We start from the raw sequence: 13,891 nt of genomic DNA on the forward strand, positions 1-13,891 counted from the left end.
TCCATCGAGTGTTTGTCGATGGGGATGATTGTCACCGTTCGCGAGCCAGCTTCAACTCAAGGTGATGGGCAAATGAGAGCCGAAAAGGCCGGTCATTCCACCAGAGCTTCTTGCTGCAAACGCCGCATCACGCTCTCGATCTGACCGCGACTGATTTTGATGCCCAACAGCTCCGATACGCACTCGGCGAACCAGAGGAACCCGTCTGTGTTGGTTGATCGGGTTGGCTCGCGGCCGAAGATCCTCCACCAAACATTGATAAGTCTGGAGATGGCCACCTCATGCGCGATCTCGGAGGTGCGTGTCTGGGAAAGCTTCGGGGCGTGGGCGGCAACGCGGCTAAGCGTCGCCTCAATGTGTTCCGCGGCCTCCCGAATCTGCGGCATCCAACCGGACAGTCCCGGCGCTCCGCCATCAAGGATGCGGACGGCTTCGGGGGACAGGGTATGCAACGTCTTACGCAGTGCACCAGCGAGCTCCACCGCCTGCCGCAGGGACGCTTGGTCCTCCTTGGTCCAAGGGCGGTTGGTTACTTGACCCGCGGCGACCCGCTGAACCGCAGCCTTATATTCCGCCGCGACTCGGTTCAGCCCATCACGCAGCGCCCCGATTTGAGAGGCGTCCAGTGTGTGCGGGAGCCGCTTCACAAGCGCGGCGATCTCATCTGGTGAAATGCGGTTCTCAACAAACAGTGTGCCACCCGCAACGAAGCGGCGGTGCTGCCCCGATGCCACGGTGGCCGAGTCACCGGGCACATCGCTCCGATCCTCATTCCAAGCTTTCATGGCAACCTCTCTTCAGGAAAAAAGGCGGTGAAATTGGCGCAGTCGTTCGGACGCGTTTGCGTCTGGACGGCAGCGGTTTCTCCGTAGAATTTCCGTTTGATAAGCGCCAAGGGATGGCGCGTGAGGCTAAATGCTTGAAAAGCTTGGAGCGGGTGAAGGGAATCGAACCCTCGTCGTAAGCTTGGGAAGCTTCTGCTCTACCATTGAGCTACACCCGCGACGCCCCTGTTTATAGGCGAACCGCGCGCCGGATTCAAGCCGGCCGGGCGAGCCAAATGCGGCTCTCCGCCCGGCGGTCAGTAGGGGACGGCAGGGGCACCTCCGCCGCCCGGTCCGAAACGGGCCCGCGGCCCACCATGCCCGTGACGCCGTCCATGGCGCCCGGCACCAGTTCCAGCCCCAAAAACCGGTCGAGGTCCACCGGGCCGGGAAGCTGCAGGCCCAGCGTCAGCTGCCGGCTGAAGCCGAAGCGCGCGTAGTACGGCGCGTCGCCCACCAGCAGCACGATCCGGTGCCCGGCCATAGCCGCCTTGTTCAGCGTCATGCGGATCAGCTTGCTGCCAAGCCCGCCACCCTGCCAGCGCTCCGACACGGCGATCGGACCCAGCAGCAACGCCGGCGTGCCGTTGCCGATCACCACCGGCCAGTACCGGATGGTACCTTCCAGCGTCTCGTTGCCGTGTTCGTCGTGGTCGAGCGCCACCAGGCACAGCTCCGGGATCGGGTCGACGCCCTCTCGCAGCCGGTAGGCGGTCTTCGTGTGCCGCTCCGGGCCGAACGCGGTGTCCAGCAGCGCCTCGATCATGGGGGCGTGCTGCGTCTCTTCGGTGGTGATGATCATCGGCTGGGGTCTCCCGGCGGTGCTGTATGAAGGTGCGGGTCGCGCCTTCGCCGGGAGGGGCCGGTCAGTTCCGGTTCAGCCCCTGGGCGTCCGCACGCGACCCGATGACGGCCGCCCCCGCGGAAAGCGGGGCGCAACTACGTCGTCGGAGACGAAGGGCGTGGAGACGCGGCATGGCTTATGCTCATACCAGTGGCAAACGCGGTCGCATATATCACCTCCGGTGCAGGGGTTCAAGCACCCTCCCTGCAACTTTCTTCCCCACCCTCACGCGCCCGCTCGGGTGTGGCATTTCCGCCCGGGGTGCCCCCGCCGGTGCGGCCGGGTGCCCTGGACTTCGCCGTGCGTGCACCCCTATTCTTCATTCCATAAGCCGTGCGCGCCGCGCCGGGGAGGTCAGAGCATGTACAGCAAGATCACGCGCGCCATCCGCGTCACCGTCAACCCCATCTACCTGGAAGACCAGTCGGTGCCGGCCGAGAACCACTTCGTCTGGGCCTATCACGTGCGCATCGAGAACGAGGGCAGCGAGACCGTACAGCTGCGCACCCGCTACTGGCGGATCACCGACAGCTTCGGGCGCGTGCAGGAGGTGCGCGGCCCCGGCGTGGTGGGCGAGCAGCCGGTCCTGGAACCGGGCGGCGCCTACGAATACACCAGCGGCACGCCGCTGGCCGCCCCGTCGGGCATCATGGTCGGCGCCTACCAGATGGAGACCGAGCGGGGCGAGACCTTCGACGTGGCCATCCCCGCCTTCTCCCTGGACAGCCCGCACCAGCCCATGCAGCTGAACTGAGGGCAGCCAAACCGACGCACGCGCCTTGAAAGCGGGCGCGCCTGCGTTACCTCCGGGGGTGGTGCGACCGTCCGCCGCGGGTGGTGATCCACGCCGGGGCACGCCCCGTACAAGGCTCACCCGGCAGACGACCCGGAACGGGGGACCGGCTGCGCCCAGGCATCGAGAGGACCGTTTCCGTGACCGTTTCCAAGACCACCCTCGCCGACAACGTCGTCCGTGGCCCCGGCCGTGAAGCCGCCCGCGAAGGCGCCCACGAGGCTGCCCGCGAGACCGGCCGGCCGTCCCGCGCCGAGGCGGAAGCCGCGGTGCGCACGCTGATCCGCTGGGCCGGCGACGACCCCGACCGCGAGGGCCTGGTCGGCACGCCCGACCGCGTCGTGCGCTCCTACGAGGAGTTCTTCGCCGGCTACGAGGTCGACCCGGTCGAGCTTCTGCAGCGCACCTTCGAGGAGGTCGACGGCTACGACGAGATGGTCGTGCTGCGCGACATCCGCATGGAATCCTACTGCGAGCACCACATCGTCCCGATCATCGGCCGGGCGCACGTCGCCTACCTGCCGCGCCGGCGCGTGGTGGGCATCTCCAAGCTGGCCCGCGTGGTCGAGGTCTACGCCAAGCGCCTGCAGATCCAGGAGAAGCTCACCGCGCAGATCGCCAACACCATCGACGAGGTGCTCCAGCCCCAGGGTGTGGCCGTGGTGATCGAGGCGGCGCACCAGTGCATGACCACGCGCGGCGTGCACAAGCCGGGCGTCACCATGGTGACCAGCCGCATGCTGGGCGCCTTCCGCACCGACCCGTCGACCCGGCGGGAGTTCCTGTCGATGATCGGCAACCCGTCCAACCGCGGCGGCGAGTAAGCGCCTCACGAATCCGTCGCCCGGATGCCGTGCTGGCGGATGAGGTTGTAGAGCGTCGGCCGGCTGACCTCCAGCAGGCGTGCGGCGGCCGACAGGTTGCCGTTGGCGCGCGCCAGCGCGTCGGCCACGGCGCGCCGCTCCGCCGCGTCGCGCACGGCGCGCAAGGTGGCCGGGGCCTCGCCGGCCACCCGGCGGCTCTCGGCTTCCAGCTCGTGGCGGTGGTGGGCGCGCTCGATCAGCAGGGCAAGTTCCTGCGCGTTGTCGCGCGGGCGGTAGACGTCGTGCGCCCCGTGCATGATGGCGCGCACGGCCTGCGCCCGGTCCTCGCCGCCCAGCATGATCACCTTGGTCTCCGGCGCCTCGCCCAGGATCCCGGCCAGCAGCACCGGCGCCCCCGGCGGCTCCTCCGCCTCCGGCGACAGGGCGAAGGACACCACGGCGACCGGCGGCTTGTGGACCTGCACGACGCGCAGCGCACTTTCGCGGTCGGTCGTGACGACGATCCGCCAGGACGTCAGCGCGTCGCACAGCGACCGGGCGAGGCTGGGGTGTTCATCGACAAGGAGCAAGGTGCGCAGGGCCATGGCTCTCCCGGACGGTCATGGACGGCGGACCGGCCCCCCTGACCGATCCGTGCATCCCGCCGCAGAATTGCGGGAAGCCCGCCGCCTGTCCAAGGCGCGTTGGCATGAACCCCACCGACATTTCGGCAAATTGCGCTGATCGAAGGGGGTGTGCCGGGGCAAACGCTCAGCGCACTCCCGGCGCAGGCGCGCCTGCGGCCAGCGCGCGGTCGTGCATGACGCGCACGGCCGCGTAGAGGGGACGCAGCGACTGCCCCGGCCCCAGGTGCACGCGCAGGCAGGCCCAGATCAGCGCGGCGAGGCGCTGCGCGTCTTCCTCCACCGTGCCGCGCCGGCTGTCCGGGGCGCGGCCGTGCAGGATCGCGTCCAGATCATCGGCCAGCACGTCGAGCGCCAGGACCAAGTGTGGCGGGATTGCGGCGCTGGAAGCGGGGTCGTGCCCGTCGCCGGCGAGGCGGCAGACCGTCTCGCCGATCCGCTGAACCCAGGCAAGCGCCTCGTCCGTCTCCGCCGTGGTCAGCGGCACCCGCATGAAACGCTCCCCCCGCATCGCGCCCCCGTGGATGCCGCCTGCTCTCCTGAATCAAATACGGTCGGCGGGCCGCGCGGCCAAGCGCCCTTATGCGCCGATCACCAGCCCTTCGTCGGGGCGCAGCACGACCGCACCGTCCACCGCCTCCCCGGCGCGGTCGAGGTGCGTGGAGAGCAGGATGCGCCCCAGGCCCGGCGTGCCCGCCGCCGGCTGCGGGCGGTTGCCCAGGTTGAGCGCCACCCGGACGCTGCGGCCGGCGTGTCGGCGCTCGTACACCAGCACGTCGTCGGTCGCCTCCAGCAACGCGTAGGTGCCCACCGCCAGCGCCGGCTCCGACCGGCGCAGCGCGATCAGCGCCTTGTGCAGCGCCAGCATGGAGCGCTGATCGGCCGCCTGGACGGCGACGTTGCGGGTCAAGTGGTCGGCGCCCAGCGGCAGCCACGGCCGCCCCGCCGTGAAGCCGGCGTTGGGGCCGGTGTCCCACGGCATGGGCGTGCGCACCGGGTCGCGGCCCAGCCCCAGTCCGGGCACGTTCTTCTCCCACGGATCCTGCACCAGATCCGGCGGGATCGGCACGTCGGCCATGCCGATCTCCTCGCCCTGGTAGATCGTCGGCGTGCCGCGCAGGGTGAGCAGCAGCATGGCCGCCACGCGCGCCTGCGCCGGCCCGATCCGGCTGGCGACGCGCGAACGGTCGTGGTTGCCCAGCACCCAGTTGGGCCAGCCGCCGGGCGGCAGGGCCGCCTCGTACCGGGCGATCAGCGCGGCGATGGATTCGGCGTTCCAGGCCGAAGAGATCAGGTGGAAGTTGAACGGCAGGTGGAAGCCGGTGAGATCGGCACCGTAGTAGGCCATCAGCCGGTCGATGGGCAGGTACGCCTCGCCGATCGTCAGGCGGTCGGGGCCGTATTCCCCGGCGACGCGGCGCATGGCGGCGATGGCCTCGTGCACCTCCGGCTGGTCCATGGTGTGGATGCGCGACACGCTGCGCGACGGCGGCATGCCCGGCCGCCAGTCCGGGTTCGGCGGGTTGTCGCGCAGGTGCTCGTCCTCGATCAACTGGTGGATGGCGTCGACGCGGAAGCCGTCCACGCCCCGCTCGAACCAGAAGCGCAGCACGTCCAACAGGGCGGCGCGCACCGCCGGGTTGCGCCAGTTCAGGTCCGGCTGCTCCTTGAGGTAGGCGTGGTAGTAGTACTGGCCGGTGGCGGCGTCCCATTCCCAGGCACTGCCGCCGAATTCCGACAGCCAGTTGGTAGGCGGCCCGCCGTTCGGCTTCGGATCGCGCCAGACGTACCAGTCGCGCCGCGGGTTACCGCGGGACGACCGGCTCTCCACGAACCACGGGTGCTGGTCGGAGGTGTGGTTGGGCACGTAGTCCAGGATGACCTTCAGCCCCCGCCCGTGCGCCGCCGCCACCAGCGCGTCGAAGTCATCGAGCGTGCCGAACGCCGGGTGGATGCCGGTGTAGTCCGACACGTCATAGCCGAAATCGGCCATGGGCGACGGGAAGATGGGGGAGATCCACACGGCGTCCACGCCCAGGTCCACAAGGTGGTCGAGGCGCGCCAGGATTCCGCGCAGGTCGCCGATCCCGTCGCCGTCCGTGTCCTGGAACGAGCGCGGGTAGACCTGGTAGATCACCCCCTGCTGCCACCACGCGAACCCGTCCGTCATGCGCGTCCCCCTTCCGCCGCGCCGCGCCGTCACGGGACGGGGATGCGCACGACCAGCGCGTCGCCTTCCCGGCGGATATGCCCGCCGATGCGCTCCAGCAGGCGCCGCGGCTCGGCCAGCACGGTTTCGCTCAGCACCGGCTCGACCACCACCTCCGCCACCATCTCGTTTTTCTTGCCGCGCATGGAGTTCAGGCGGACGGACACGGAGATGGCCTTGCCACGTGCGGCGGCGGCGAAGGCCTCCAGCACCATGCCCACCGGCCCCCGATCGGCCCCAGTGCGCCGGATGCGGGAGATGGCGTCGCCCATCATGTGGGCGAAGGCGGTCATGAAATTCACGTCGGCGATGGTGAAGCGGCGCTTCTCGTCGGTGTCGATCTCCAGCACGCCGAAGGGGCCGGAGTCGGTAAGGACGACCATGTTGATGGTCGAGACGATGCGGTACTGGTCGTAGATCGGCGGCAGGTGGTACGCCGGGTTGGCGCGCACGTCGACGTCGACGATGGGGCGCTCCTCATGAAGGGCGCGTCCGCAGGGGTTCTCGCCGGTGGCCGGGGCACGCACCTTGCCGACGACGCCCCTCGCCCAGCCGTAGCCCGCGCAGACCAGGAATTCCTGCCCTCCCGGCAGCAGGCGGAGCACCTTGCAGTACTCCACGCCGGTCGCCTCGGCGCACAGGCGGGCACCGTCGTTCAGGATCCGGTCGAGGTCGTCCTCGACCAGCGCCAGCCGCCCGAAGTCGGCCAGCACGGCCTGCTGGTGCAGAAGCTGTTCGACCGGCGGGGACGCGTCCAGCACGCGATCCGAAAGGATCCGGCCGACGTCCTTATGCCCCGGAGACGCGTGCCCCGAAGACGCCGCCCCGCTGCCGCCCTGCTCCTGATGAGACATGCGCTTCCCGGCGATGATGCATCGAACCCCCTGCTAACATCGCCGCCCGTCCCCTGTTCCGCCGTTTCCGATCAGGCCGGAAAGGTCACGACGAACCGGGTTCCGGGCTGAGCATGCTCGATCGCCAGCGTTCCGTTCAGTTGCCGCACGAGGCCGTGCACCAGCCGCATTCCCATGCCGGACGACGCCTTCGGGTCCAGATCCTTGGGCAGGCCGACGCCGTTGTCGGCAACGGTCAGCCGGCAGCCCTGCTCGACCACGTCGAACCGCATCGCCAGCCGCCCCCGATCGACGCCGTGGAACGCGTGCTTCAGCGCGTTGAGCGTCAGTTCGGTGGTGATGAGCCCCAGCGACGAGGCGCGCCCGGCCTCCATCCGGACCGTGACCGGCACCTCGACATCAAGCACGCAATGGTCGCGATCTGTGAACGCGTCCGCCAGCGCCACGACGAGCCCGCGCAGATACTCCGCCACGTCCAGGGTGGTGAGATCGCGGCGCGTGGCTTCGAAAAGCCGGCGGTGCACCACCGCCATCGCCTGCACCCGGCCGAAGGCCTGCTCGACCACCTGCCGGGCGCCTGGATCGGTGATCGATCGCGTCTGCGCGGACAGGAGCCCCTGAAGCAGTTGGAAGCTGTTCATGATGCGGTGGCTCATCTCGCGAGCCACCAGTTCGTTCTGGCGGGCTTCGGCCAGGGCCACCGTCAAGTCCCGCTCGGCGCGCTTCTCGGCGTCGATATCGATAACCGCGGCGACGGCGCCGGTGATCCGCCCGCCGTCGTCCCGCAGCGGAGCGGCTGAAACGCGCGTCCAGACGTCGTTCCCGTCATCCTGGCGATACTGGAAGTCGATCCCCGGCACCACGGTGTCGCCCCGCAAGGCACGGGCGCCGGCAAACTCATGCCGCTCGACGGGCGTTCCGTCCGGCTTGGTGGCGCGCCAGCGTCGGGCGGCATCGCCGTCGGCCGAAGGCAGGACGTTGCTGGTAAAACGCCGCATCATCCGGTTGATCCGCGTGACGCGGCCCTGCGGATCATAGACGGCCACGCCGACGGGCAGGTAATCGAGGACGGCGGAGAGAAGCGCCTCGCTCGCCTGCCGCTCCTTCTCGGTCCTGTGCCGCTCGATGAGGATGGCGGCGGTGTGGGCAAGCAGGTCGATCGCTTCGAGGTCGTCCGGCAGGGGGGCGGCCGGACTGCAATGGTACACGGCGAAGGTTCCCAGCACCTTGCGGCTGAAGGAGCGGATCACCGTCGACCAGCAGGCGCGGATCCCGTGCTCCTGCGCCACGGCCAGATACGGCGCCCAGAGCGGATCCTGCGCCACGTCGCGCACGATGACCCGCTCACCGATGTGGGCGGCCGTGCCGCAGGCGGGCGAATCCGGGCCGATTTCGAGTCCATCGACGGCCTGCAAGAAGGCCTCCGCCATGCCGGCCGACGCGCCGACGCGCAAGCGCGCACCTGCCTCATCGGCGATGAAGATGGCCGCCCGGCCGCCCAGATGCTCCGCAGCCGCCTGCACCAGGAGGTTGAGCACATCGTTGAGCGACGCTCCGCCCGCGGCCCGCTCAAGGGCCTTCTTCTGGGCGACCAGCAGGTTCTCCGAGCGCCTGCGCTCGGCGATGTCGTGCAGTTCGACGATGCTGCCGGCGACGATGCCCGCATCGCGGATCGGACGGACCGTGTAGGCGACGGGATGGAAGCGGACTCCCCTGCGGACGAACGCCTCGCCGCTCCCGCCGTCGCCGGTCCAGTCCGCCAGAGGGTGGTGGCTGCCGTCCGGCCGCGCGCGGTACAGCATGTCACCGGCCGGGCATCCCCGCACTTCGGCGAGACGGCGGCCGAGCAGACCCTCGGCGGCCGCGTTGACGTAGGTGCACCGCCGGTGATCGTCCAGCAGGACGACGGCCACGGCCATGCCGTTGCAGACAGCCTCGAAAAGCGAGGGGTGCCGTTCGCGTTCGGCCTCGGCCGGAACCGCCGGCCGGTCCATGGATGCCCCTGCGGGATCAGTCGACACTGTTCAACCTGTCGTTTCAGGGGCAGCCAATCTGCATGGCGATCCTACGCTGCCGGGAACCGCCTTGCCACAGGTCGCGACTAGGCCTTTGGTCAACTGCTCGAAGGGCAGAGCGTCACGGGCCGGCATTGGCACCGCCACCGACGCGTGTGAATGTCGGTTTCGGGCATAGATGGCACTAAACGGACGACCATCAGTTCGAACTTAGCCTATAAAGTATACTAGATGCTGGCGGTAAACGAGACAAATCCGGAATTTTGGCCTTTAATTGAGATGCAGCCCGGCTACTGGTAAGCGGCTAGCGACTGCCGCCTGCCAGAAATGAGGTGATTGACCCCGCGCCGGTGGAGCGTGGCGTCAAAGCAGAATTGCCGGTCCTCAACCACCATTCTGAGCGCGTAGTTCCCTGCCGTTCCCTAGTGGTGCGCACCAGACGGAATGTTATATCTGCAGCTCAATAAGTCTGCAGGGCGCCTCGGATCTGCCAACGTACAAGCGACACCATCCTCCTGAATCACACCATTTGTAAGCCGAACCAGACGGATACTGACGTTCTACTTACGTAAGTGGCGGTCTGGCGCGCATCACTAATAGCCTGACTCGCCTCCGCCACTCACAACCATGGGTAACGCGGCACCCAGATACGCGACCATTGACTCCCCCCCTCATTGAAATAGTACCTTTAGTAGATTTTATCGTCACTACCTCACCCGCAGGACGGCAGCATGCTCGGCGAGGCTCAGTATCCGTACACAGGCGAGAGGATGACGGCCCGCTCGGACGACGTCCCGCGCAACTGGCAGTATATAGCCGGCCTCAGGCCGGACGACCTGATTCCCGAGATGGGGCAGAACGATTTCGATGCAGGTGCGACGGAGACCGTCATCCAATTTGGCCCCGACGCTCTCGTCTGCCAGGGGAACGGCCGGCCAGTCGATGCGGAGGGCTGGGAGCGCCTTACTTGGTTCCTCGGCGCCGGCGATCAGGTCCGCGCCAAGCGCCGCAGCCTCGGCATCAAGAACCACGGCCTGAAGGCATGCTTCTCCATTGGGGATGAACTGCTCATCCGCTCGGAAGGGAAGCGCGTTCGGCAGACGCTCTGGGGAAACGGTCGCAATGCGCCCCCATACCCTTCGACGAACGAGAAGCCCGTCGACGACCCCGATGCGCCGTTGGTCGGAACCCGGATCGAGGTGCGCTACCGCCGCACGACTATCGTCGTTCCGGTTGGGGAGCGCCGCCAGTTGGCGGCCCGCGACGACGCTTTCATCGAGGAGGTCTTCCGCACGGCGGCCCACGGCATTCCTTCGCGCCTGATCGCCGGCATCCGCCCCGGCGTGCGGGAGCGCTACCGGTTCGAACTCCATCACTACCGACTCGGGAACGTGACGTACTCGTTCCGGTGCGCCAAGCCAACAGCCATGGCCGGTCTCACCGTATTCACCCGCTCCTGCCGGGTTAGCGGAGATGCGGCCCGCGCACTCGGGGTCCAGGATCTCGTAGAGCAGGTGGCGATGATGCCACTCGAGGCGACCGTCGAGGAAGAGGAAGCCACTCCCAACTTCTACCTGCGACCAGAGCCAGCAGTCGGCAAGCGTCAGCGCAGGCGCCGCCCCATACTCGTCGAGGCTTCGTGGCGGCTCGACTCTTCACGTCGCCCCGTGCCAGCCGAAGGCATGCTGCGATATCCCATCTCCTATCCGACATACGGCGCCGGCACGCACACCGGCATAGGGGTGCACTACTCGGCGCCGTTCATTTCAGAGCTCGACCGGCACGCGCCCTCCGACCAGGACAAGGAGTGGAACGGCCGGCTGCTTGCCTCCTGCGACCGCGTGTTCGCGCTGGCGTTGGAGAAGGTTCTGATCCCGCGTCACGGCGCCCGCGCCCTACGGCTCCTGTGTGAGCCGACCGAACCGACGGCCGAACGCCTGCGCGCTCTCCTCGCCGGAATGCTTGAGCGGCTGGTGCTGCCGGCGATGTCGGGTGGCGGGCGGAAGACGCGTTGGCGCGGCGGGCCGCTGGCGGTTCCGCACCACGTCTGGAATCGGAACCGCATCTCGCGAACGCTCGCTGTGCTTTGCCCGCCCGGCATGGCGGTGCTCCACCCGGCCGTGCCCGGCCCGATCGTGGCGGCGCTCGCGGAGATGCCTGGCGGAACCTGCATCGCCTTCACCGAGGAGGACGTCCTCGACCGTCTCAGGCCGAAGGCGCAACGCGGTGTACCCTGGCCGGAAGAAGCAGTCCGGACCGCCCCACAGGGTAACCCGGCTCTCGCCGCGCTCCATCTGGACGCGCTGCTCCAGATGTTCGACCGATCCGGCGTGACGCCGCCCTCGGCGACAGGTATCTACCTGCCGGACACCGAAGGCGTCCCAACGCCGTTCGAGCGGCTGCGGAAGGGAGTGGCCCTTCCTCGAGGTACTGAAGGAATCGACATCCCGCCGATCCTCCATCCGACCCTGGCGCGGCACCGGCTTCTCAAAAGGAAGAACTGGGAGATGGCCGTCTTTGGGTTCGACCAGCTCATCGGTGACGGCTTACTGGCACGCGCCCCCGACACTGACCGCAGGATGTTCTTCACTTGGCTCTCTCGCCACCCGGCGGCCGTCCTGCGGTCGGTTTGGAGCGGGCTTGCCAGCCTCGCCCTTTGGCCGGATGCCGACGGGAACCTGCGCCCCATTAGCCAACTCTGCGCTCCGGAGACGGCGGCGCTGGACCGGGCGATGGGCAACAGCATTGCCCGTCCCGATAAGGCCGTGCTCAGTCTGGAACGCCGCCTCGCCAGCCGCGGCGTACGTCTAGCCCTACGGCGCAAGCCGTCGCCCGGCGAGCTCCTGTCCATGTTGCGGGAGCGGCTCAGCGCGTTCCCTAAGGACCGGCCGCTGGCGCCGCAGGAGAGGACCGCTTTCGCGGTGTTCGAGACCGACTTGGCCGCCATTCCGGCCGACCTGCTGAAGCCTCTGGTCAGCGAGGCCAAGGCGCTCGGCCACGACGGCCTGCTGCGCAGTCCGGCTGACATGGTGCGCTACACCGCGGAAATCCAGCCACTCCGCCTGCTGCCACGCTACCTAATGCAGCGGGCGGAGACCGCGCTTGATGCCGCCTTCCCGCCGGCCCGACACCCCAGGCATGCTATGCTCGTCGCCACACTGCGGGCGGACCCGACGAATTCGAAGGCGTGCACCCCGCGCCTCCAGGCGCTTCTACATGCTGCGCGGCGCGAAAGCGTAGCCGACCCGGGCGTGGCGGACATCCCGTTCATCCCCTTCGGCGATGGCCATCAATCGCCGTCGCGTCTGGCTTTCGGCAGTAGCAACATCTGGGGCGAATGGCGCCTGGAGATTCCGACGGCGTCCCTGCCTGAGGCCACACGCGCCCTATACGCGCAAGTGGGGGTCATCGGTGGCGAGCCCACCGTGGAGTCGTCGCGCTCCTTCTTCCGCTGGCTGTCTGAGCAGCCGAGTGCCACTTTAGAACTCCATCTTGGGCAGATTATCCGCATCTTCGCTCACCGCTCAGGCTCGCGCGCGTGGTGGAACAAGGACATCGGCATCCCCTGTCTGCCTGTCGACGGGCCGAACGGCATCCAGCTCATCAGCCGGGCCCAGGCGACCGATCCGGCCTACCGCTGCTTCATCGACGACTTCCCCGCGCTCGCGGGTGTCCTGCGCGACATGCGTCCGCGTCCCGACCTGCGCTTGGCCATCGACCATGCCCCCGGCGTAGCCACCTCCATCGCCGGGATCCTGCGCGGCGTGGAGATGCGCTCGCTACGCCAAGCGGCCGGCGCTCCCCTTGACGTCGGTTTCGAGGACGAGATCCCGGTTCCCGAGTGGGTCGGCCAAATCCTGGAGGCATTGCGTTCCCCTCGCATGGCCCGCGAGCTGCAGAAGCGCTTGGCCCAGCTCGACGTTGACCCCGGCCTGCTGAACAGCCGGTGGCACTCTAATCTCAGGGCTGTAGCGCAGATCAGGGCGGCCGCCTCACTGACCGCGCGCTATCGACTCTCCCGACGCAAGTACACTGTACCCGTCGATTCCGTGGCCCACGCCGAAAGCGGCTCGCTGTGGCTACGCGTTGGCAGCCCGGAAGAACTTAAGCGGCGATTTTTCCGTGCAATCATCGACCTCGTCTTCCGGCCCGGCGCGCAGAAGCACCTCGCCGCCAGCTTGGCGGAGGCTCTCGAATCCGAGATCGAGGAGGCGCGACGCCCGCTACGCCAGCAGGAGGGAGAGATCGCGCACGACGAACAGCCCCAGGGCAGGATCACTCACCACAGTGACGGGAGAGGTGGCGTGCGGGGACACAAGCCTTCCCCGCAGCCACTCGCCGGCGGCGACGGCGCCCCCGTCGGCCGGAGCCCGCGCAAGGAACGAACCATCTTCCCCGACGAGAAGCAGCACATCCGTAGCCTTAAGGCCGACCAGTACTTCTGGAATTGCCAGATCGCGCTCGCCTCGGAGCAGCCGGAGGCCCTCTCGCCGGCCGGGAGCTACACCGCCGATGAGGTGAACCGCCAGGGTGTCGTCCAGGCCCACCACCCCGACCCAGTCGCACTCGGCGGCCCGCGCCACGCCGGCAACCTCCTCATCCTCGCGCTCACCCACCACCATCCGGCGGCCCGGCTCTTCACCAGGGCCGATGTCACGGCCGCATTGCGCGCCACCTGCCCACGCCGGACCGTATGCTTCCAGGTCGGTGGCGAAACGGTGGAGTTGACGGGATGCATAGCCGAAGTCGTTAGCCGTGTGAACGGCGAATCCATACGAATGTTCTTTACCGACCATCACCGGGAGTACTGGCTCGCGCACGCAGCGCCCGGCCCCTCGCCCGCTGGCCAGACCGAAGCCCAAGACGCCGCCGTCCGCGCCAAGACAGTGCCTTCTCAGGTCTGAG

General features: G+C 68.3%; 10 protein-coding genes and 1 tRNA gene. 3 read left to right on the top strand and 8 right to left on the bottom strand.

Annotation, left to right across the window (positions count from 1 at the left end):
- Positions 1-92: 92 nt before the first annotated feature.
- The 3 genes from VED21_RS01650 to VED21_RS01660 form a co-directional block, all read right to left on the bottom strand.
- Positions 93-785, bottom strand: a complete 693-nt coding sequence (locus VED21_RS01650) for a hypothetical protein (RefSeq protein WP_324880565.1) — start codon at positions 783-785, stop codon at positions 93-95.
- Between the two features lie 144 nt (positions 786-929).
- A tRNA-Gly gene (locus VED21_RS01655) sits at positions 930-1,003 on the bottom strand.
- Between the two features lie 35 nt (positions 1,004-1,038).
- Positions 1,039-1,626 carry an N-acetyltransferase gene (locus tag VED21_RS01660; protein ID WP_324880566.1) on the bottom strand — a complete coding sequence of 196 codons (588 nt, stop codon included), beginning with the start codon at positions 1,624-1,626 and terminating at the stop codon, positions 1,039-1,041.
- A gap of 403 nt (positions 1,627-2,029) precedes the next feature.
- Here VED21_RS01660 and apaG point away from each other — a divergent pair, with 403 nt between their 5' ends.
- Together apaG and folE are read left to right on the top strand one after the other, a co-directional pair.
- A complete protein-coding gene (gene apaG, locus VED21_RS01665; RefSeq protein WP_324880567.1) occupies positions 2,030-2,422 on the top strand; it encodes a Co2+/Mg2+ efflux protein ApaG in 393 nt (130 codons plus the stop codon).
- 179 nt (positions 2,423-2,601) lie between these two features.
- Positions 2,602-3,285: a GTP cyclohydrolase I FolE gene (gene folE / locus VED21_RS01670; protein ID WP_324880568.1), complete on the top strand. Its 684-nt coding sequence runs from the start codon at positions 2,602-2,604 to the stop codon at positions 3,283-3,285.
- 5 nt (positions 3,286-3,290) lie between these two features.
- Here folE and VED21_RS01675 read toward each other — a convergent pair whose 3' ends face one another.
- The 5 genes from VED21_RS01675 to VED21_RS01695 all read right to left on the bottom strand — a co-directional run bounded on the left by VED21_RS01675 (position 3,291) and on the right by VED21_RS01695 (position 8,965).
- Positions 3,291-3,869 carry a helix-turn-helix domain-containing protein gene (locus VED21_RS01675; protein ID WP_324880569.1) on the bottom strand — a complete coding sequence of 193 codons (579 nt, stop codon included), beginning with the start codon at positions 3,867-3,869 and terminating at the stop codon, positions 3,291-3,293.
- A gap of 166 nt (positions 3,870-4,035) precedes the next feature.
- On the bottom strand, positions 4,036-4,401 hold the full coding sequence (locus tag VED21_RS01680) for a hypothetical protein (RefSeq protein ID WP_324880570.1): 366 nt from the start codon (positions 4,399-4,401) through the stop codon (positions 4,036-4,038).
- Between the two features lie 87 nt (positions 4,402-4,488).
- Entirely contained in the window at positions 4,489-6,078 is a 1,590-nt protein-coding gene (locus VED21_RS01685) for an alpha-amylase family glycosyl hydrolase (protein ID WP_324880571.1), read from the bottom strand.
- 29 nt (positions 6,079-6,107) lie between these two features.
- Positions 6,108-6,878 (bottom strand): GAF domain-containing protein, encoded by a 771-nt coding sequence (locus VED21_RS01690; RefSeq protein ID WP_324880572.1) that lies wholly within the window; start codon positions 6,876-6,878, stop codon positions 6,108-6,110.
- Positions 6,879-7,042: 164 nt separating this feature from the next.
- Entirely contained in the window at positions 7,043-8,965 is a 1,923-nt protein-coding gene (locus tag VED21_RS01695) for a PAS domain S-box protein (RefSeq protein ID WP_324880573.1), read from the bottom strand.
- 752 nt (positions 8,966-9,717) lie between these two features.
- Between VED21_RS01695 and VED21_RS01700 the strand changes: the two genes are divergently transcribed.
- Positions 9,718-13,890: a hypothetical protein gene (locus VED21_RS01700; protein WP_324880574.1), complete on the top strand. Its 4,173-nt coding sequence runs from the start codon at positions 9,718-9,720 to the stop codon at positions 13,888-13,890.
- Position 13,891 lies beyond the last annotated feature (1 nt).

The organism is Azospirillum sp., assembly GCF_035627195.1.
Classification (GTDB): domain Bacteria; phylum Pseudomonadota; class Alphaproteobacteria; order Azospirillales; family Azospirillaceae; genus Azospirillum.